Genomic DNA, 20,526 nt, shown 5'->3' on the forward strand with positions numbered 1-20,526 from the left:
CCGTTCTTAAAGCATCCCCGGCACCACCTGATCCGGCGGGCGGTGGCCATCGGCGAAGGTCTTGATATTGATGATGACCTTCTCGCCCATCTCGATCCGGCCCTCGATCGTGGCCGATCCCATATGCGGCAGCAGCACGACATTCGGGACCTCGCGCAGGCGTGGGTTCACTTCGGCGCCCCGCTCATAGACATCGAGCCCCGCCCCGGCGAGTTCGCCTGACCGCAGGGCCCGCGTCAGCGCGTTCTCGTCGATCACCTCGCCGCGCGAGGCGTTCACGATCACCGCCGTGGGTTTCATCAGCTTGAGCCTGCGGGCATTGACCAGATGGAAGGTCGAGGGCGTATGGGGGCAATTGATCGAGACGACATCCATCCGCGCCATCATCTGGTCCAGGCTTTCCCACCAGGTCGCCTCAAGCTCGGCCTCGATCTCGGGGCGGACACGATGGCGGTTGTGGTAATGGACCTGGCAGCCAAAGGCGCGGGCGCGGCGGGCGACGGCCTGGCCGATCCGGCCCATGCCAAGGATGCCCAGCCGCTTGCCGGCAAGGCGCGTGCCCAAAAGCGCCATGGGCGACCAGCCATCCCATTTCCCGGCCTGCATCTGCGCCAGACCTTCGGGGATGCGGCGCGTCACCGCCATGATCAGCGCCATGACCATGTCGGCCGTGTCCTCGGTCACCACGCCGGGCGTGTTCGTCACCAGGATGCCGCGCTGCCGTGCCGTCGCCACGTCAATGTGATCGACACCGGCGCCGTAATTCGCGATCAGCCGCAGCTTCTGACCCGCCTGGGCGATCACGCCCGCATCAATCTGGTCGGTGATCGTCGGGACCAGCACATCGGCCCGTGCCACGGCGGCGACCAGTTCCTCGCGGCTCATCGGTCGGTCGGGCTCGCGCAGCTCGACATCGAACAATTCCTTCATCCGCGTCTCGACCACCTCGGGCAAGCGTCGCGTCACGACAACAGTCAGGCGCTGGGATGGCATGGTGTCTTCCTATGGGCTTTCATTGCGCGCAGTCCTGCGGCATGGTGGAAAAAAGCGGGGCGGATCACAAGCCCCGACGGCATTCGAGGCAAAGGACGGCCCCGCGACAGCGGGCCGCGAGGCGGGCAAAGATGCGATTGCGGGTGATCGCAGGGCTTGGCGCCCTGATGCTGGTATTGGCGGCGACCGAGGTCATTGCTCCGCTGGTGGCGCAGGAACTTGAGGGCGAGACCACGCCCGCCGCCGCCTCTTCGGCCGAGGCCATCGCGGCGATTCCGCCCACGCCCGAAGCCAAGCCCGAAGTGAAGAAGGAACCCGTCTGCCGCCCCGGCTTCGGCTGTGTCACCAGCCTGCCGCTGCCCCGTTTCGTCAGCCTCAAGGGCGATGAGGGCAATGCGCGGCGCGGTCCCGGCCTGACCCATCGCATCGACTGGGTCTTCACCCGCCCCGGAATGCCGCTGATGATCACCGCCGAGTACGAGCATTGGCGCCGGGTCGAGGATCAGGATGGTGCGGGCGGCTGGGTGCATTACGCGCTTTTGTCAGGTGTTCGCACCGTGCTGGTGATCACCGATATGGCCGAATTCCATACCAGCCCCGACCGCAATTCCGAAGTGGTGGCCCAAGCGGAATATGGCGTGATCGGCAAGGTCCAGGAATGCAATCCGGGCTGGTGCCGCATCACATCGGGCGGCGAGAAGGGCTGGATCGAGAAATCCGCCCTTTGGGGTGTGGGGGCCGACGAGGTCATCGAATAGGCGTTCCCGGCCCCGCCTTTATCCTGGCCTGACAGCCTCCCGGCGCAGCTGCGGGCAGAGGGGCTAGCCCTTGTTTCACCTGCCAAAAATGCGCCGTTTCCGGCCCTGCGGCTGTCGTTTCCGACCGCGCGCCCTGCCCGCGCCACCGCTAGAACGGGCGCCAGAACAGGAGCCGTCCATGCCTTTCCTTCCGACCCTGCGCGCGGCGCGGCCCGCGGTGGCGGCCTTTGCCGCCATGGGCGTCGTCTGGGGCTCTTTCGCGGCCGAATTGCCGGACATCAAGGCCATGCTGGGCGTCGACGAGGCGCGGCTGGGCTTTCTTCTGTTCTTCACGCCCATCGCCGCAGTGACCGCGATGCTGCTGGCGCCACGGATCGGCACCGCGCTTGGCCGCGTTGCACTGCCGGTTTCAGCCTTGCTCATGGTCCTGGCTTTCGTCTTGCCGGGTCAGGTGGCGCAGGCGGCGCTGTTCCCGGTCGCCATGATGGCGCTTGGGGCAGGCACCGGGCTGACCGATGTCTTGATGAATGCCCGCACCGCCCAGATCGAGAACGAGCGGGGCCTGCATCTGATGAATCTGGCCCATGCCGCCTATTCCTTCGGCTATGCCGGGGGCGCGCTGGCGACAGGGGCCCTGCGCGCGACGGGCTGGACGCCGCCCGGTGTGATGATGGCGATGGCGGCGGTTGCGCTGTTTTGCGCCCTTTTCACCCTGGAGCGTGACGGGCGCATCCATGGCTTGACCCGGCCCGCAGGCGGCGGCGGGGCTGGCCTTGGCCTGCTGCCGCTTCTGGGCGGCGCGATCGTGCTGATCGCCTTCCTGACCGAGAATGCCGCCGAAAGCTGGTCGGCGCTGCATATCGAGAAGACGCTGGGCGGCAGCCCCTCGGAAGGGGCGATGGGCCCCGCGATCCTGGCGCTGACCATGGGCTTCGCGCGGCTGGGCGGTCAGGGGCTGGTCAGCCGGATGGATCCGTTCACGCTGTTGAAGGGCGGCGCGGTGGTGGCGGCGCTTGGGGCGCTGGTGGCCTCGCAGGCGGTGACGCCCGCGATGGCCCATGGCGGCTTCATCGTCATGGGCATCGGCGCGGCGCTGATCTCGCCCACCGCGTTTTCGCTGGTGGGACGCCTTGGCCCGCCCGAGGCCCGGGCGCGGGCCGTGGCGCGGGCCACGATGTTTGGCTATTGCGGCTATTTCTTCGGCCCGCCGACCCTGGGCTTCATTGCCGGCGCCTTTGGGCTGCGCGCCGCCTTCGTTTTCACTGCTTTGGTCCTGCTGACCATCCTGCTTCTGGCGCCGCTGATGGCGCGGGTCGCGCGACCCATGCGGAATGCCAAGGCCTGACGACTTGCCGCAGGCTCAGGGCGCCTGCACCTCGATCAGCCTTGGGCCATTGCGCGGGGCAGACAGTGCCTTGGCCAACTCGGCGGGATCGACCGTGATGCGCTGGAACGGCAGGCCGCAGGCGGCAGCGAAATGCCCCATATCCAGCGGCGAGGGCGAACAGCCGATCACCTTGATCTGCGAGCCGGTCATCGCCTCGGCGATCTCGCGGAAGGCGGCGTTGTTCCAGACCAGGAAGGTGACATCCAGCCCCTCGTCCAGCGCGCAGCGCAATTCGGCGGGCGAGAAGCCCAGGCCGCCATCGCCGATCAGGCAGATCACCGGCACTTGCGGATCGGCCACCGCCGCGCCGATGGCCGCGCCGGGGCCAAAGCCAAGCGCACCAAAGCCGGTGGCGGCGTTGAACCAGGCGCGCGGAAACGGCGCGTCGTAGAACAGGTTCGCGGCATAGACCGGCTGGGTGCTGTCGCCCACGATGCGGGCGGCGGGCATGGCGGCGCGCGCCGCCTCGACCATCGCGAGCATTCCGGGCATCGAGGGATGAAGGGATGCCAGTTCCGCCCGTGCCGCCTTGCGCGCGGCTTCGGCCCGGGCCGCGCCATCGCCCTGGCGTGCCGAAAGACGCGCGGCCAGTGCTGCCGCGAAAGCCCCGGCCTCGGCCCGGATCGGCAGCACGGCGTTGTGCCGCGCAAGCTGCTCGGCGCAGAGATCGACACGGATCATGCCTGAAAGATCCGGCAGGCGGCCATTCACATACATGTCGTAGTCGGTCATGCCCAGTTCGGTGCCCAGGGCCAGGATCTGGTCGGCCGCGGCCAGAAGGTCGCGCGGGGCATCGAGGCTGGGCGAGGCCGGCACGCAAAGCGGATGGCTGTGCAGCAGGCCACGGCCATTGGTCGTCAGGATCACCGGCGCATCCAGCACCTCGGCCAGCCGGCGCAGGGACGCTTCGGCAAAGCGTGCGCCGCCCCCGGCCAGGATCACCGGGCGTTTGGCCTTGTCCAACAGCGCCACGGCGCGATCCAGCTCCGCCGCGCTGGCCTGCGGCGCGGCAGGCAACCCGGCGGGCGGCGCCAGCGGCGGGCAGGCCAGCGGCATCACATCGGTCGGGATCTCGATATGGGCCGGGCCGGGACGCGCGCCCAGCATGGCAGCGAAGGCGCGGTCCAGCGCCGGGCCAAGCTCGGCCGGATCGGTCAGCGTTTCCGTGTGGCAGAGCGGGCGGATCATCGCCGCCTGATCGGGCAGCTCATGCAGAAGCCCCAGCCCCTTGCCCAGCGCGGCGCGGCGGTTGACGCCCGAGATCACCAGGATCGGGATCGAATCCTCGCGCGCCTGCCCCATGGCGGTCAGCGTATTGGTCAGGCCCGGCCCGCTGATCACGAAGGCGACGCCGGGCTTGCCGGTGACGCGGGCATAGCCATCGGCCATGAAGCCCGCGCCCTGTTCATGGCGCGGCGTCACATGGCGGATGACGCCGCTTTCCAGCCCGCGATACAGCTCGATCGTATGGACGCCCGGAATGCCGAACACCACCTCGACCCCGCGCGCGGCAAGGCCCTCGACCAGCCTCTCCCCAACCGTCGTCATGCCGCGTTCCCCATCAAACCCTGGGCATGAAGCGCGATGCGTCGGATCGCCTCGGTGGTGCGGGCATCATCCTGCGTCAGCGACAGGCGCAGCCAGCCCGCCATTCCCGCACCGAAGCTTTCCCCCGGCATGACCGCCACGCCCTGCGCATCGAGCAGATCCAGGGCGAATTGTTCGCCCGAAAGGCCGGTGGCGCGGATATCGACCATGGTGAACATGCCCGCCTCGGGGCTGTGGACCCGCAGCCCCGCCACGCCTTCCAACCCGCGCGCGATCATGGCGGCGCGGTTGGCAAAACGCGCGGCCATCCCCCCCGCCACCGGCGAAGGTTCGGAAACTGCAAGGGCCATCATATCCGCAAGGAAGGGCTGGCTGCCAAAAAGCATGGTTTCTGAAAGCGGCAGCAGGCGGCGGGCGAATTCGGTAGGGCCGATCACCCAGCCCGAACGAAAGCCGGGTGCCGCATGGGATTTGGAAATCGAGCAGGCAATGACCGTGCGATCGGCCAGATCGGGCTGATCCATCGGCGAGGCGAAGGTCACGCCGGGAAAGACCAGTTCCTCATAGACCTCGTCCGAGACGATCCACAGATCATGGGCGCGGGCAACCTCGCCCAGCGCCGCGATGTCCGAGGGGCGCAAAACCGCCCCCGAAGGATTGTGCGGCGTATTGAGGAACAGAACCCGCGTGCGCGGCGTGACGGCGGCGGCGACATCCTCGGCCCGCAGGCGGAAGCCATCTTCGGGGCGCAGCCGCACCGGCACCATCGTGGCGCCGGTCTGGGCGATCAGCCCCTCATAGGTCGCGTACATCGGATCGCCGACGATCACCTCATCTCCGGCCTGAACCAAGGTGCGGAAGATGCCGTAAAGCGCGGTCTGGGTGCCGGGCAGGCAGATCACCTGATCCGCGCCCACCGGCCTGCCCCTCCGCGCCGAATAGCGCTGCGCCAGCGCGGCCACCGTCTTCGGCTCGCCCCGCCCGTTGGAATAGCCGGTGCGCCCCGCCCTCATTGCCGCCGACGCCGCCTCGATCAAGGCCTGCGGGGTTGGCACATCCGGTTCACCGATCGTCAGTTCGATGATCTCGCGCCCGGCGGCGGCCATGGCGCGGGCGCGGACATGCAATTCCCATTTGGCCGAGCCGAGATGGGCAAGGCGGTCGGTCACGGAAGCATATCTCATGGCGCGGTCTTTCGGTCCTGGTCGGTGAGTTCGGGAATGAATGTGGCATAGAGGGTCAGATCGAGGCCCAGAATGGCGCCGACCGAGGCCAGCCCGATGCGCACCAGCTCGCCCCCGGCAAAGCCATGCGGCAGGATAGAGCCTTCCAGCCACAGCCCGTCGATCACCGCATTGCAGGCGATGGCCTCGCGCCGCAGACGGTCCTGCCCCTTGTCGCCCCGGTCCAGCGCGGCGATCAGGTCCTGCAACTGGTCGCGATAGCGCAGGTAGCTGCGTTCGTGCTGGGCAAGCAGCCCTTCATCGGCCTGGACCCGGTGCAGATAGCCGGCCCAAAGGCCGACGGCTCGGGCATCGACCACGGGCGGGCGCAGCGAGGCCGCGACAAAGGCCGCCAGACGTTCGCCCGGATCGGCCGAAACCCCCGCCAGGGCATCGGCGCCCTTGTCGGTCATGCCATCCACAAGCGCGGTATAGGCAGCGCGGGTCAGTTCATCCTTCGAGCCGAAATAGTGGCGGATCAGTCCCGGCGTCACCCCAGCCCGGGCGGCGATGGCGCGCACGGTCGCAGCCTGTGGCCCGCCCTCGGCGACAAGCGCCTGGGTGGCCGCGATCAGCGCCTCACGGCGGTTCTCCTCGCTGTCGCGAATATAGGGGCGTCGTTCGGTTTGCATCTGGCGGGCCGATGTCTGTTATACAGATGCATAATTAGCGAATGCCTCGCCGGAGGCAAGCCCGTTTGCGGCGCTTCAGGTGCCCGGGTGACCGCCGGGCACCGCGGCGACATCCTTGTGGATGATCACATCGGCCCCCGGAAACTCGGCCAGAAGCGCGCGGCGCAGGGCGGCGCCGATGTCATGTGCCTGCCGCAGCGTCTGCGTTCCGTCCAGTTCAATATGCAGATAGACGAAAAGTCGGCTCCCCGAGGTCCGGGTCTTGAGGTCATGGTATCCGTGCACCCCGGGCCAGGCTGCCGCAATCTCGCCAATGCGGGCGATGGTGGCCGGATCAGCCTGGCGGTCCATCAGCGCGTGCCAGGCGCCGCGCCCGATCTGCAGGGCGCCGAAAGCCATGATCCCCGACGCCCCGAGGGCGACGATCGCATCGATCCTGGTGATGCCGAAGCGCGACGAGGCCCAGAGCGCCACAAGGGCCCCCAGCGAGGGGATAAGATCGCCCAGATAATGCAACCGGTCCGCCGCCACGACCTTGTTGCCGGTGCGCGCGGCCACGCGGCCCTGCCACCAGACCAGCACCAGCGTCAGCGCCATCGAGATCAGGATGACAACCATCCCTGCCGCTTCGCCTTCGATCACCGGCGCGACCGGAGACATCAGCCGTCCGACCGCCCCCCAGGAAATCGCCGCCGCAGAACCCAGGATGAACAGCGCCTGCGCCAGCGCGGCAAGGTCTTCGGCCGAGTTATGGCCGAAGGCATGGTCGTCATCGGCTGGCCGCGCCGCGTAGAGGATCGCCACTGCCGCCGCCAGCGACATCATCAGATCCATGGCACTGTCAGCCAGCGAGGCCGCGATGGAAAGCGCGCCGGTATGCCACAGCGCCCAAAGCTTCAGTGCGACAAGCGTGCCCGCCACGGCGACCGAGGCGGCACCGGCGGAAAGTGAAAGGCGAAGGTCGGGTTGCGCGGACATGTTTTCCGATTAGGCGGCCGCGCGGCAGGTTTCAATCTGCTGAAAGGCGCAAATTCCCGCTTTGGCGCAAAATTCGACGCCACCTGCAAATGCGTCTCATCTCAAGGGCTTCGCGGCACATTTGACGGCTGGCGACGCCCCGAAAGCCCGCCCTTCCGGTGCCGGATATGCGCTTGGCAGACGATGTGCGACGTCCGGCGGCGCGGCGCGGGATCGGGTCCGCCGGCCCTTGCCCCCCCTTCCTCTGGGCGGTAAATGCCCTCGCCGGAGGCTCCGGCCAGGGCAAGCGGGCGCATCTGGTCCAATCGCTCCACCCGGCCAGTTTCCGCTTTCCCTTTCCGCGATTCCCCGCTATAGGCCCGCGGTCTGCCATGCACCCTTGGAGGATGGCAGCTTAACCTATGGAGAGAACCTATGGCTCGCGAGATCCCCGATCTTCAGGCCGTGGTACGGACGGGGACAGGCAAGGGGGCCGCCCGTCAAGCCCGTCGTGAAGGCAACGTACCCGGCATCATCTATGGCGACGGCAAAGAGCCGATCGCGATCAGCCTGAATTACAACTATCTGCTCAAGCGTCTGAAGCAGGGCCGTTTCCTGCAAACGCTGTTCAACCTCAAGGTTGAAGGGCAGAAGGATCAGCATGTCATCTGCCGCAGCGTGCAGCGCGACGTGGTCAAGGACCTGCCGACCCATGTCGACTTCATGCGCATCCATGATGAATCGCGCATCAACCTGTTCATCCATGTCGATTTCGTGAACCACGACGCGGCGCCGGGCCTCAAGCGCGGCGGCACGCTGACCATCGTGCGTCACGAAGTGGAACTGGAAGTCGTCGCCGGCGACATCCCGGACCACATCACCGTGGACCTGACCGGCAAGCAGATCGGTGATGTGATCCACATCAACGACATCGAACTGCCCAAGGGCGCCAAGCCGACCGTGGCGCGCAACTTCGCCGTTGCCAACATTGCCGCGCCTTCGGGCCTGGCGGCCAGCGACAATGCCGAGGAAGCCGCCGCCTGATCCGCAAGGCTCAGGACCGGAACCAAGGGGGCCGCAAGGCCCCCTTTTTCTTTGCCCCATCGGGGACTGCTTTCGAAGACCACGGTGGCGCCCGCGCGCTAACCCGTGCCCATCGGCCCGTAGATCGCCGGGTGGATGCCCATCCCGATCAGCAGAAGCGTGCCGCCGCCTGCGGCCCCCACAACCGCATCAGCCCCCAGACCCTCCGCCATGCAGCGCCGGCATATCCAGAGTGACGCCGCGCAGGCAGGAGCGGGGCGTGGAGAGCGGCCTTTGGTTGAGCCGCGGCGGCAGGGCCGCTATATGAAAAAGCCTAGGGAGGCCGCGCCGCGGCGTCCAGCGGACGAAAGGGCGCAAGCGGTGAAACTCTGGGTCGGTCTGGGCAATCCCGGCGCGAAATATGCCGGTAACCGGCACAATATCGGCTTCATGGCACTGGATCGCATCGCCGCCGACCATGGCTTCGGCCCCTGGAAGAAGGTGCATCAGGGGCAGGTCAGCGAAGGGCGGCTGGGGGCGGAGAAGGTCGTCTTGCTGAAGCCCGAGACCTTCATGAACCTGTCGGGCCAATCGGTGCGTTCGGCGGTGGACTTCTGGAAGCTCACTGCCGCAGATGTGACCGTCTTCCATGACGAGCTGGACCTCGCCCCCGGCAAATGCCGGGTGAAACAGGGCGGCGGCCATGCCGGGCATAACGGCTTGCGCTCGATCCATGGCCATCTGGGCGAGGCCTATGGCCGCGTCCGCCTTGGCATCGGCCATCCCGGTCACAAGGATGCCGTGGCTGCTTACGTGCTGCACGATTTCGCCAAGGCCGATCAGGACTGGCTGGACGATCTGCTGCGCGGGATTTCCGATGGCGCCGTGGCGCTGGCCGAAGGCGATGGCACGCGGTTCCTGAACGCGGTCTCGCTGCGGGTGGCGCCGCCCCGGTCCTCGACCAGCCCGGCGGCAAAGACCGAAAAGCCCGTCGTGGCAGAGCCTGCGCCCGACACGCGCAGCGCGATGCAGAAGCTGATGGACAAGTTCCGCTGAGGCGCGAGGTCCGCAATATTCTTCGAAGAGGGTGGCCAATTTCCTTCGAAGGAAATTGACCGGAGCTTTCGCCCCCCAGCGCCCTAGCCGCGCGGCACCAGCCCCGTCAGCGCCCGGCTGACCAGCCCCGAGACCCCCGGCCGCTCCACCGCGACGAAGGGTAAAGGTCGGCACAGCTCGATCGCCGCCACGCCGACACGGGCAGTCAGCGCGCCATTGACCACGCCCTCGCCAAAGCGCCGCGACAGTTTCGACAAGACGCCCCCCCCCGCCACCGATCCCATCAGATCATCTGTCAGGGCCACCGCCCCCGTGGCAATCAGCGAGGTGAAGACCCGGCGCAGCAGGCCCAGACTGCCGAAGGTGCCCGACCGCCCGCCATAGATCTCGGCCAGCCGCCTGATCATGCGCAGGTTGGAAAACAGCGCTGCCGCCACATCGGCCAGGGCCAGGGGCACCAGCGCCGTCACCAGCGCCACGCGCCGCGCCGCCTCTTCCACTTCGGCCTTGGCACGGGCGTCGAGCGGGGCGAGCAGTTCATGCTCGGCCAGCGCCAGTAGGGCATCGGCATCCATCACCTCGGCTTCGCGCTCGGCCAGACGCGCCCGGCCCCAGGCCGTGTCGGGCCTCGTGGCATAGAGCCGGGTCAGATTGCCGGTGACACGGCGGGCAAGCGCAATATCGGCCTTGGCCCGCGCCTCTCGCGCATGATCGCGGAAGGAGTCGAGCCGGTGCAGGCGCGCATAGGCCGCGTATTCGCGCAGGCCAAGCAGCAGGGCGAAGCCCACGGCCACCACGATCAGCACGCCTGCCAGCCAGCCAAGAAAGGCGTTGCGCGCCAGAAGGGAGGTCACGAAATCCCAGGCCGCGACCGACAGGACGAAGCTGAACAACAGACCAAAGGCGGCCCCGGCCCAGGACCACAGCCCGCCCGCCTTCGCCGTTACCACCGCAGCCGCCGCCTGCATCGCCGCCCCTTCCGGCAGCGCCTCGGGCACATCCGGGGCAAGGCCCGGATCGGCCTCGTCGCCCTCATGGATCACGAAGGGCCGCGACGGCGGCCTAGGGTCATCGGTCACAGCTGGTCTCCGATCAGGAATTCCACCGCCCGGTCCAGGCGGATATGCGGCGGCCCCTCGCCCGGTTTCAGCGTGATCCGCGCGGGCGCAAAGCCCATAAGCCCGAATTCGGCATCAAGCCAGCGCTCCGCCCCCTCGCGCGCGGGCGAGAGGATGCGTGCCGGATCGCCCGGCAGGGCGCCGGGATACATTACCGCCGTCTTGCCGGTCGAGAGAAGTCGCCCCCGCACCGCCGGCAGGCTTTGCCCGTCGCGCTCGACCCGTTCTTCCACCGTCGCGCGCAGCCCGGCCAGCGACATGGCCGCCGTCTCGGCCCCCGCGAAATCGGCGCGCGCCTTGGCCTCGGCCAGCAGCTCCTGGGTGATCGCGGTCAGCGCGGGGTGCTGTTCATGATGCAGATGATCGGCCTTGGTGGCGGCGAAGAGGATCTTCTCCACCTTCCGCGCGCCCAGTAGCGCAGACAGCCAGCCCGTGCGGCCGATGCGGAAGGCGGCCAGAACTTCGGCCATGGTGCGGCGCAGATCCTCGACCGCCCGCGGCCCCTGATGGATCGCGCCCAGCACATCCAGCAGAACCACCTGCCGGTCGAGCCGGGCGAAATGGTCGCGGAAGAAGGGGGTGACGACGCGGGACTTGTAAGCCTCATAGCGGCGGTCCATCTCGCGCCAAAGGCTGCCGCGCGGCGATTGGGCCGGTCTGGGCAGGGGCGCGAAGGTCAAGACGGGCGAGCCCGCCAGATCGCCGGGCAGCAGGAAGCGGCCGGGCGTGCAATCCGACCAGCCGACGGCCCGGGCGGCCTGAAGATAGGCAGTGAAGGCCCCGGCCAGCAGCTGGGCCCGCGCCTCGTCCAGGCGCAGCGCGCCATCCTCGGCCCGCGCCAGGGCCAGGAATTCCGCCGCTTCGGGGCGTTTCGCGATCCGGGCCAAAGTGGTTTCGGACCATTCGGCATAGGACTTGTCCATCAAGGCGAGGTCCAGAAGCCATTCGCCGGGATAATCGACAATGTCGAGATGCAGCACCTGCGGCCCGCGCAGCCCGGCGAACCAGCCGCCGGGGCGGTAGCGCAGCGACAGGCGCAATTCGGAAATCGCCCGTGTCGATTGCGGCCAGCGCGGATCGTCACCGGTCAGCGCCGCCAGGTGCCCCTCGTAATCGAAACGCGGCAGGGTGTCGTCGGGCTGGGGTTGCAGATAGGCGGCCTCGATCCGCCCGTCGCGCGCGGCGCTGAATTGCGGCATCCGGCCCCGGTTCAAGAGATTGGCGATCAGCCCGGTAATGAACACGGTCTTGCCGGCGCGCGACAGGCCGGTGACGCCCAGCCGCAGAGAGGGCTCGAACAAAGCCTCGCGTGTGGCGGCCTGCACCCCCTCGACCGAGCGCGCGATCCTGTCCGTCATGCCGAAAAGCGCCACGCTGCTCGTCCTTTGCCTCTTGCGCCCAAGATAGGCAGGCCCTGCCTGCTTGGAAAGATGGACAGCGCTCGGGCTTCGGGCTAAGGCGCGGCCATGCCGCGTTTCGCCCTGAAGATCGACTATGACGGAGGCCCGTTCTGCGGCTGGCAGCGCCAAGCTGGCGGCTTGCCTTCGGTGCAGCAAGCGGTGGAAGAGGCCTTGGCGCGGCTGGAGCCCGGCGAGCATCGCATCGCCGCTGCGGGGCGCACCGATACCGGCGTGCATGCGACCGGCCAGGTCGCCCATGCCGATCTGCACAAGGATTGGGACCCATTCCGGCTGTCCGAGGCGCTGAACTGGCATCTGAAACCCGCCCCCGTGGCCGTGATCGCCTGCGCCCGCGTCGCGGATGAATTCCACGCCCGCTTCTCGGCGGTGGAGCGGCGCTATCTGTTCCGCATCGTCGCCCGCCGTGCGCCCTTGACGCAGGAACGCGGCCAGGCCTGGCATGTCCTGAAACCGCTCGACCTGGACGCCCTGCGCGAAGGCGCCCGGCGGCTGGAGGGGCAGCATGATTTCACCACTTTCCGCTCGACGCTCTGCCAGGCGAAAAGCCCCGAGAAAACGCTGGACGAAGCGCGGGTCAGCGAACACCCCTATCCGGGGGGCATCGAATACCGCCTGACCTTCCGCGCCCGCAGCTTCCTGCACAATCAGGTGCGCTCGATGGTGGGCACGCTGGAACGCGTCGGCGCGGGGGCCTGGGCACCGCAGGATGTGACCGCGGCGCTCGAGGCGCGCGACCGCGCGGCCTGCGGGCCGGTCGCCCCGCCGCAAGGCCTTTATCTTACCGGCGTCGGCTATCCTGAGGACCCGTTCACCGCCTGACCCGCCGGCCGATCTTTCGGCGAAATCGCCTCAGATCTGCCCGTCCAAGAGGCGGCGAACCTCATCGCGCAGGGCTTTCAGCTCGAAAGGCTTGGTGATGAACCCGTCCGCCCCGATCGCCAGCCCCTTGCGCTTCTCGATCGAGGATCCCCTTGCCGTCATCATCAGGATCTTCACGTCCTTCAGGGCCGGGTCCAGCCGCACATCCTGACAAATCTCATAGCCCGAAGCCCCGGGCAGCATCACGTCCAGAAGCACCAGATCGGGCTGGATCGCCTTGATCCTGGGCAGGGCATCCGCGCCATCGGCAACGCGGTCATGGGCATAGCCTTCGCGCTCCATAAGGAATTCCAGCGCCAGCGCGATATTGTCCTCGTCCTCGACCACCAGCACATGGTGACGACGCCGTTCAGCCATGGCCCGCCCCTTGCAATCTGCCGCCCGCCCCCCGATGAAGACGGCAGGAGGACCCCAAGATGGACGCATTCACCGCACTTTTGCAGCAGGCGCTGCTTGACCCGTTCCGCATCGTGCTGCTGGTCGGGCTCGTGATCACCCAGATCCGCACCCAAGCCGTGACCGGCATGGTCCTGCCGCTTCTCGCCGGGGTGGTTTTCGTGGCGGTGATCCTGCCGGTAACGATGGGCTTCGGCGCGGCCGAGGGTCTGCCTCTGGCGATCGCGGCGGGGATCGTGGCGAATATCCTCTGGCTCGTGCCCATTCTTCTTGTCGCCCGTCTGATCATGCGCCGGGGGCGCTGAGCCTTCTCCGGCGAGGGGCGCGGCGCAGGCCCTGCGCCCCCGGCGGGAAAAGGGGACAGGGCGCGCCACCATGGCGGCGCGCCCCTTTGGGGAAGGCACCCCTATTTGGTATCGGCGAAGATGTCCTTCTTGTGGGTCCCGTTCGGCACGAAGAGCGTCCCGATCACCACGGTCATCGTTGCCACGACGATCGCATACCAGAGGCCGGCATAGATGTTGCCGCTCTGGGCCGAGATCGCGAAGGCGGTCGCGGGCAGAAGTCCACCGAACCAGCCGTTGCCGATGTGATAGGGCAGCGACAGGCCGGAATAGCGGATGCGGGTCGGGTAGAGTTCGACCAGCATGGCCGCGATCGGACCATAGACCATCGTCACCAGGATGATCAGATAGGTCAGGGTCAGGATGATCATGATCTTCTGGCCGGTGAAGATGTCGAAGAAGTGGTTGGCCTTGGCCACGGTGGTATTGTCGGCCGCGACGATCGGATAGCCGGCCGCGGTCAGCGCCGCATTCAGCTCGCCATCGAAACGCTTCTTCTCATCCGCCGCATTCTCGGCAGCGCCCGAATAGCCGTTGATCACCGTCTCGCCCACCTTCACCGTGGCGATGGTCCCTGCCGGGGCCTCGACGGTTTCGGAATTGGCCGAGCGCGAGGTCAGAGCCGCCTTGGCGATGTCGCAGGAATTGGTGAACTTGGCCGTCCCGACCGGGTTGAACTGGAACGAGCAGTCATTCGGATCGGCGGTCACGACGATCGGGGTCTGATGCGCATTGTAGAGCATCGGGTTCGCGGTCTGGGTCAGGAAGTGGAAGACCGGGAAGTAGGTGAGCGCCGCGATCAGACAGCCGCCCAGGATGATCGGTTTGCGGCCGATGCGGTCCGAGAGGCGACCGAAGAAGATGAAGCCATAGGTGCCCAGGATCAGCGACCAGGCGACGAAGACGTTGGCCGAGAAACTGTCGACCTTGATCACGTTCTGGACGAAGAACAGCGCGTAGAACTGGCCCGAATACCAGACCACGGCCTGGCCTGCGGTCAGACCCAAAAGCGCGATCAGGGCGATCTTGCCATTGCGCCAGTTGCCGAAAGCCTCGCGCAGCGGCGCCTTCGAAGCCGAACCTTCTTCCTTCATCTTCTTGAAGGCAGGGGATTCGTTCATCTGGAGGCGGATATAGAGCGAGATCAGCAGCAGGAAGATCGAGCCAAGGAACGGAATCCGCCAACCCCAGGCGTTGAAAGCCTTGATCATCTGCGGCGTGCCATCGGCATTCATCACCGCCGCGCCAGCGGCATCAAGGACCGGCTGGTCGGGGTAATTGCCGTTCACATAGCCCTGCACCATCAGGATCACGATGAGCGAGAGCAGAAGCCCGAGCGTCGCCGTGGTCTGGATGAAGGAGGTGAAATAGCCACGCTGGTTCTGCGGGGCGTGCTCGGCGACATAGACCGCCGCGCCGCCATATTCACCGCCCAGTGCAAGACCCTGCAACATGCGCAGCGCGATCAGGATGATGGGCGCAGCCACGCCCCAGGAATAGTAGCTGGGCAGAAGGCCGACGAGGAAGGTCGACGAGCCCATGATCAGGATCGTCATCAGGAAAGTGTATTTCCGGCCGATCATGTCGCCCAGCATCCCGAAGACCAGCGCGCCGAAGGGGCGCACGATGAAACCCGCCGCAAAGGCCAGAAGCGCAAAGACGTTGCGCGTGGCTTCCGGGAAGGGCGTGAAGAACTGCGCCCCGATGATCGCGGCCAGCGAGCCGTAGAGATAGAAGTCGTACCATTCGAAGATCGTGCCGGCGGAAGAGGCCAGGATAACCTTCTTCTCTTCGCCGGTCATGGGACGCGAGCGGTCGCGCACGTCCGTGGCAGACATAGCCATGTGTTTCCCTCCTTGATACCCCGACTCGCGGTCAGGGCTGTTCCCGTTCGCATTCGGCCTCTGCGCCCGCCCGGTCAGGTCGGGCCGGGCCCCTTGCCCCCGGCCTTGCGGCCCGGGGCCGGGCGAGATGGAAATCGCCGCATCTGGCGACCCGCCTCCCTCCGGTCTTGCCTTCCGCCCCCCGGTGCCCTCTTCACCGGCGGACGGGCCGTCATGCCGCCACTTGCCCGACGATCGACGACAGCGCCTGCCGCACCTCGGCGATGGGTCCCATCGCGTCGATGCGGGCCAGAACACCCTTGCCCTCGTAATAGGCGATCAGCGGAGCCGTCTGGGCGTGATAGGCCTTAAGCCGTTCGCGCACCGTCTCGGCATTGTCGTCGGCCCGGCGTTTGAACGCCGCGCCGCCGCATTTGTCGCAGGTCCCCGCATGGGCGGGCTGCTTGAATTGGTCGTGGTAGCCCTCGCCGCAGGACCCGCAGGCGTAGCGGCCCGAAACGCGGCCGACCATGGCCTCGTCATCGACCTCAAGGCTGACCGCCGCCGTCACCTTCTGGCCATTGGCCGCCAGAAGCGCATCCAGCGCCGCCGCCTGGCCATCGGTGCGCGGGAAGCCGTCAAGGATGATACCGCGCGCCATATCGGGCTGCGCCATGCGGTCCTTGAGGATCGCGAGCACGATCTCGTCGCTGACAAGCTGGCCCGCCTCCATCACCGATTTGGCGCGGCGCCCGGCTTCGGTCCCGGCCGCGACGGCCGCGCGCAGCATGTCGCCCGTCGAAAGCTGCACCAGACCGAAATCCTCTTCCAGCATCCGGGCCTGGGTGCCCTTGCCGGCCCCCGGGGGGCCGAGAAGGATCAATACGGGGGCGTTGGACATGCGCGCCTTATCCCTTGTTCATGCGGTTTGCGATGAGGTCGTCGACGACCGAGGGATCGGCCAGCGTCGAGGTATCGCCCAGCGCGCCGAAATCGTTCTCGGCGATCTTGCGCAGGATGCGGCGCATGATCTTGCCCGAGCGGGTCTTGGGCAGGCCGGGCGCCCATTGGATCAGGTCGGGCTTGGCGATCGGGCCGATTTCCTGGCGGACGAAGGCCTCAAGCTCCTTGCGCAGCTCGGGCGTCGGCTCGACGCCCTTCATCAGGGTGACATAGGCGTAGATGCCCTGGCCCTTGATGTCATGCGGGTAACCCACGACCGCAGCCTCGGCGACCTTCTCATGCGCCACAAGCGCGCTTTCGACCTCGGCCGTGCCCATGCGGTGGCCCGAGACGTTGATCACGTCATCGACCCGGCCGGTGATCCAGTAATAGCCATCGGCATCGCGGCGGCAGCCGTCGCCGGTGAAGTAATAGCCGCGATACTGGGCGAAATAGGCTTCCTGGAAGCGCTCATGGTCGCCCCAGAGCGTGCGCATCTGGCCGGGCCAGGAGTCGGCGATGCAAAGGACGCCTTCGGTCTCCGTCTCTTCCATCACCTTTGCGGTGCTTGCATCCAGCACCACCGGCTTCACCCCGAAGAAAGGCTTGGTCGCGCTGCCGGGCTTGGCCGGGATCGCGCCGGGCAAGGGCGTCAGCATATGGCCGCCGGTCTCGGTCTGCCAGAACGTGTCGACGATCGGGCATTTGCCCTTGCCGACATGGGTGTTGTACCAGTTCCAGGCCTCGGGGTTGATCGGCTCGCCCACCGAGCCCAACAGCTTCAGCGACGACAGGTCGTGCTTCTCCACCCATTCCGGCCCCAGGCCCATCAGGCTGCGGATCGCGGTCGGCGCGGTGTAGAACTGGTTGACCTTGTGCTTGGCGCACACCTCCCAGAACCGGCCCGCATCGGGATAGGTCGGCACGCCCTCGAACATCAGCGTCGTCGCGCCATTCGCAAGCGGCCCATAGATGATGTAGCTGTGACCGGTGACCCAACCCACATCGGCCGTGCACCAAAAGACGTCGCCGTCATGGTAATCGAAGGTCATCTGGTGGGTCAGCGAGGCATAGACCAGATATCCGCCGGTGGTATGGACGACGCCCTTCGGCTTGCCGGTCGAACCCGAGGTGTAAAGGATGAACAGCGGGTCTTCCGCGCCCATCTCGGCATAGGCGCAGTAGGTCTTGGCCGCCGCCATCTCGGCGGTCAGGTCGAAATCGCGGCCATGGACCAGATGTGCCTCGTCGCCGGTATGGCGGACCATCAGGCACTTCACCTTGTCCGAGCAGTGCAGGAGCGCCTTGTCGGCATTGTCCTTGAGCGGGGTCTTCTTGCCGCCACGCGGGGCGTAATCGGCGGTGATCAGGATCTTGGCTTCGGAATCGTTGATCCGGTTGGCCAGGGCATCGGGCGAGAAGCCCGCGAAGACGATGGAATGGATCGCGCCGATCCGTGCGCAGGCCAGCATCGCATAGGCCGCCTCGGGGATCATCGGCAGATACAGGACGACCCGGTCGCCCTTCTTCACACCATGCGCCTTGAGCACATTGGCCAGCCGCGAGGTCTGTTCCAGCAATTCGCGATAGGTGATGTGGCGTGCCGGGGTCTTCGGGTCATCCGGCTCCCAGATGATCGCGGTCTGGTCGGCACGCGTGATCATGTGGCGGTCGATGCAATTGGCGCTGACGTTCAGCGTGCCGTCCTCGAACCATTTGATGTCGATCTTGCCATAGTCGAACGAGGTGTTCTTGACCTTGGTGAAGGGGCGGATCCAGTCGATGCGCTGCGCCTCCCCTGCCCAGAACGCATTCGGGTCGGCCACCGAGGCCTGATACATGTCGTCGTATTTCGCAGCGTCGACATGCGCCTTGGCAACGAACTCTTCCGAAGCCGGATAGATGTCGCCCGCGACCGGATGATCCTTCATGGCGTCCTCCCCTCAAATCTGCTGCGCACCGCGCCTCAGGCCCGCAGCCCCATCCTCGCGCCGCAACGGCTCGAAGACTTTTCCCATCCCGACAGTAACGCAGCGTCAAAGTTTGCGTAACCCCTTTTAACGCAAACATAATTCTGTAAATTTCTTCACTGCTTTGGTGTGAATAAAGAAAAATTGATGAAAACAGCGGCGGGTTTGATATGGATTTTCAACGCCCTGCGCCTTCACAGAGTCGCGAGATGCCCGGAAAGTTGCGCGGGGTTTGCAGGTTTTCGGTCTGGGACAGGCTGTCGCAGGGTCAATGCCGTCTGGCGCAAGCCGCGGTTGATTCGCCCCTCATCCGGCGGGATTCAGTTCTGAAACCGCAGCCAGGTATCGCACCTCGGGAGGGTGCAGCCCCTCTTGCGCCAGCAGGACACGCCGAACCTCGGGGCGCGCGCCGGCAATCGCCAGCCTGCCGCCCTTGCGCCCGATCCGCCGCGCCAGAAGTGCGAAACTGCGCGCACCGGAACTGTCGATCAGCGGCACATCGGTGAAGTCGACCACGAATTCGGCAGGGCGATCGGCGATGCGGTCCAGCACCGCACCCACCTGCGCCGCCGAGCCGAAGAAAAAGGGACCATGCAGGCGATAGACCATCGCATCGCCCTTGCGGCCGGTCTCCAGCTCTGGCCCGTCATGGCTCTCGGGCTGATCCAGCACCGTTGCATCCGACATGCGCTTGATGAACACGAGCCCGGCCAAAGCAAAGCCGATGACGATCCCTTCGGTCAGATCGCGGAACACCACAAGCAGGAATGTCGTCGCCACGATCAGCATGTCGCCCCAGGACGATCGCAGCAGCGCCACCAATTCGGCCTTCTCGATCATCCCCCAGCTCACCACCGCCAGCACCCCTGCCAGCGCGGCCAAGGGCACATAGGCGGCAAGCGGCGCCGCCACGAGAAGGAAGATCAGCAGGAATAGCGCATGAAGCATTCCCGAGACCGGCCCGCGGCTGCCCGCCCGTACATTGGTTGCGGTGCGCGCAATCGTGCCGGTGACGCAGAAGCCCCCGAACAGCGCCGAACCAATATTCGCCACGCCCTGCCCCACCAGTTCGGCGTTCGAGCGATGGCGCGCGCCGCTCATCCCATCTGCCACCACAGCGGACAAGAGCGATTCAATCGCGCCCAGAAGGGCAAAGGACATGGCAAAAGGCAGGGCCGCGACCAGATGATCCCGGTCCAGCGGCGGCAGGGCGGGCAGAGGCGGCAGGTTGGGCAACGCGCCAAAGCGGCTGCCGATGGTGGCAACCGGCAGATGCGCCGCCGCCGCCAGGGCCGAACACAGGACGACGGCGATCAGCATCCCCGGCGCTTTCGGCGCCACCCGCCGCAACCCCAGGATCACCGCCACCGTCAGCGCCGCCACGGCGACGGCCGCCCAGGTTACGGTCCCGCGCGCCGCCCACAAAGCCGCGACCTTGCCGATGATCTCACCCGGCTCGGCCCCGGGCAGGGTCAGGCCGAACAGCTCTTTCACCTGGCTGGCAAAGATGATCACCCCGATCCCGGCGGTAAAGGCTACCGTCACCGGATAGGGGATATATCGGATATAGGTGCCCAGCCGCAGCGCCCCTGCCGCGATCAGAACAAAGCCCGAAAGAAACGTGGCCGTGATCAGCCCCTCGACGCCGGTCTGCATCACGCAGGCCGAAACGAGCACGATGAACGCCCCCGCTGGCCCCCCGATCTGGAACCGGCTGCCGCCCAGCGCCGAGACGAGGAAGCCCCCGACAATGGCCGTGTATAGCCCGCGCTCCGGCCCCACCCCGCTGGCAATAGCGATCGCCATCGACAGCGGCAGCGCCACGATGGCGACCGTCAACCCGGCCAGAAGATCGGCCCGCAAGGGCGCCGCGCCATAGCCCTCGCGCCAGACCGTCACGATCTTGGGCAGAAATTCTAGCCGATCCTTGTGGGGGGCGGGGCTGTCGGTCATGGTGCGGTCCAGCAAGGCCAGTCGCCAGGGAAGCTGGCATGTCAGTTCATTCGCTGCCAGATGACCGCCCCGCCAGACCATTTGTCAACCATGCCGAAGGCCC

At 66.8% G+C, this 20,526-nt stretch carries 18 protein-coding genes; 6 read left to right on the top strand and 12 right to left on the bottom strand.

Translation table 11 applies throughout. The features are described 5' to 3' along the window. Positions 1–6: 6 nt before the first annotated feature. Positions 7–993 carry a 2-hydroxyacid dehydrogenase gene (locus tag ACED67_RS14065; RefSeq protein ID WP_395542308.1) on the bottom strand — a complete coding sequence of 329 codons (987 nt, stop codon included), beginning with the start codon at positions 991–993 and terminating at the stop codon, positions 7–9. Between the two features lie 131 nt (positions 994–1,124). On the opposite strand from ACED67_RS14065, the gene ACED67_RS14070 reads away from it, so the two are divergent. Together ACED67_RS14070 and ACED67_RS14075 are read left to right on the top strand one after the other, a co-directional pair. Further along, entirely contained in the window at positions 1,125–1,751 is a 627-nt protein-coding gene (locus tag ACED67_RS14070; RefSeq protein ID WP_395542310.1) for an SH3 domain-containing protein, read from the top strand. A gap of 178 nt (positions 1,752–1,929) precedes the next feature. Next, entirely contained in the window at positions 1,930–3,096 is a 1,167-nt protein-coding gene (locus ACED67_RS14075) for an MFS transporter (RefSeq protein ID WP_395542311.1), read from the top strand. Between the two features lie 15 nt (positions 3,097–3,111). On the opposite strand, the gene ACED67_RS14080 is transcribed toward ACED67_RS14075, so the two are convergent. The 4 genes from ACED67_RS14080 to ACED67_RS14095 all read right to left on the bottom strand — a co-directional run bounded on the left by ACED67_RS14080 (position 3,112) and on the right by ACED67_RS14095 (position 7,519). After that, positions 3,112–4,686: a 5-guanidino-2-oxopentanoate decarboxylase gene (locus tag ACED67_RS14080; protein WP_395542312.1), complete on the bottom strand. Its 1,575-nt coding sequence runs from the start codon at positions 4,684–4,686 to the stop codon at positions 3,112–3,114. After that, on the bottom strand, positions 4,683–5,870 hold the full coding sequence (locus tag ACED67_RS14085; RefSeq protein WP_395542313.1) for a pyridoxal phosphate-dependent aminotransferase: 1,188 nt from the start codon (positions 5,868–5,870) through the stop codon (positions 4,683–4,685). Before ACED67_RS14085 ends, ACED67_RS14080 begins: the two co-directional genes overlap by 4 nt. Then, the gene (locus ACED67_RS14090; RefSeq protein ID WP_395542315.1) at positions 5,867–6,541 is read right to left on the bottom strand and encodes a TetR/AcrR family transcriptional regulator; all 675 of its coding nucleotides are present in this window, start codon (positions 6,539–6,541) and stop codon (positions 5,867–5,869) included. The genes ACED67_RS14085 and ACED67_RS14090 overlap by 4 nt, the downstream gene beginning before the upstream one ends. A 75-nt stretch (positions 6,542–6,616) precedes the next feature. Beyond that, positions 6,617–7,519, bottom strand: a complete 903-nt coding sequence (locus ACED67_RS14095) for a cation diffusion facilitator family transporter (protein ID WP_395542316.1) — start codon at positions 7,517–7,519, stop codon at positions 6,617–6,619. A gap of 414 nt (positions 7,520–7,933) precedes the next feature. On the opposite strand from ACED67_RS14095, the gene ACED67_RS14100 reads away from it, so the two are divergent. Together ACED67_RS14100 and pth are read left to right on the top strand one after the other, a co-directional pair. Next, positions 7,934–8,542, top strand: a complete 609-nt coding sequence (locus ACED67_RS14100; RefSeq protein ID WP_395542318.1) for a 50S ribosomal protein L25/general stress protein Ctc — start codon at positions 7,934–7,936, stop codon at positions 8,540–8,542. 360 nt (positions 8,543–8,902) lie between these two features. After that, entirely contained in the window at positions 8,903–9,577 is a 675-nt protein-coding gene (gene pth / locus ACED67_RS14105; RefSeq protein WP_395542320.1) for an aminoacyl-tRNA hydrolase, read from the top strand. A gap of 83 nt (positions 9,578–9,660) precedes the next feature. On the opposite strand, the gene ACED67_RS14110 is transcribed toward pth, so the two are convergent. Beyond that, on the bottom strand, positions 9,661–10,656 hold the full coding sequence (locus tag ACED67_RS14110; RefSeq protein ID WP_395542321.1) for a YcjF family protein: 996 nt from the start codon (positions 10,654–10,656) through the stop codon (positions 9,661–9,663). Further along, positions 10,653–12,053 (bottom strand): YcjX family GTP-binding protein, encoded by a 1,401-nt coding sequence (locus tag ACED67_RS14115; protein WP_395542451.1) that lies wholly within the window; start codon positions 12,051–12,053, stop codon positions 10,653–10,655. The genes ACED67_RS14110 and ACED67_RS14115 overlap by 4 nt, the downstream gene beginning before the upstream one ends. A gap of 108 nt (positions 12,054–12,161) precedes the next feature. Here ACED67_RS14115 and truA point away from each other — a divergent pair, with 108 nt between their 5' ends. After that, positions 12,162–12,935 (top strand): tRNA pseudouridine(38-40) synthase TruA, encoded by a 774-nt coding sequence (truA, locus tag ACED67_RS14120; RefSeq protein ID WP_395542323.1) that lies wholly within the window; start codon positions 12,162–12,164, stop codon positions 12,933–12,935. A 30-nt stretch (positions 12,936–12,965) separates the two neighbouring features. Here the strand turns inward: truA and ACED67_RS14125 are convergent, their stop codons facing one another. After that, positions 12,966–13,352: a response regulator transcription factor gene (locus ACED67_RS14125; protein WP_395542324.1), complete on the bottom strand. Its 387-nt coding sequence runs from the start codon at positions 13,350–13,352 to the stop codon at positions 12,966–12,968. 59 nt (positions 13,353–13,411) lie between these two features. Here ACED67_RS14125 and ACED67_RS14130 point away from each other — a divergent pair, with 59 nt between their 5' ends. Continuing rightward, the gene (locus tag ACED67_RS14130; protein WP_395542325.1) at positions 13,412–13,696 is read left to right on the top strand and encodes a hypothetical protein; all 285 of its coding nucleotides are present in this window, start codon (positions 13,412–13,414) and stop codon (positions 13,694–13,696) included. 101 nt (positions 13,697–13,797) lie between these two features. Here ACED67_RS14130 and ACED67_RS14135 read toward each other — a convergent pair whose 3' ends face one another. From ACED67_RS14135 to ACED67_RS14150, 4 genes are all read right to left on the bottom strand, one after another. Beyond that, complete coding sequence (locus ACED67_RS14135) at positions 13,798–15,579, bottom strand: MFS transporter (RefSeq protein WP_395542326.1); 1,782 nt, start codon at positions 15,577–15,579, stop codon at positions 13,798–13,800. 211 nt (positions 15,580–15,790) lie between these two features. Beyond that, positions 15,791–16,459 (bottom strand): adenylate kinase, encoded by a 669-nt coding sequence (locus ACED67_RS14140; RefSeq protein ID WP_395542327.1) that lies wholly within the window; start codon positions 16,457–16,459, stop codon positions 15,791–15,793. 7 nt (positions 16,460–16,466) lie between these two features. After that, a complete protein-coding gene (gene acs / locus ACED67_RS14145) occupies positions 16,467–18,431 on the bottom strand; it encodes an acetate--CoA ligase (protein WP_395542328.1) in 1,965 nt (654 codons plus the stop codon). Between the two features lie 345 nt (positions 18,432–18,776). Beyond that, positions 18,777–20,423: a SulP family inorganic anion transporter gene (locus tag ACED67_RS14150; RefSeq protein ID WP_395542329.1), complete on the bottom strand. Its 1,647-nt coding sequence runs from the start codon at positions 20,421–20,423 to the stop codon at positions 18,777–18,779. Between the last annotated feature and the right edge of the window lie 103 nt (positions 20,424–20,526).

Source organism: Neotabrizicola paludis (assembly GCF_044142105.1).
Lineage (GTDB): Bacteria > Pseudomonadota > Alphaproteobacteria > Rhodobacterales > Rhodobacteraceae > Pseudogemmobacter.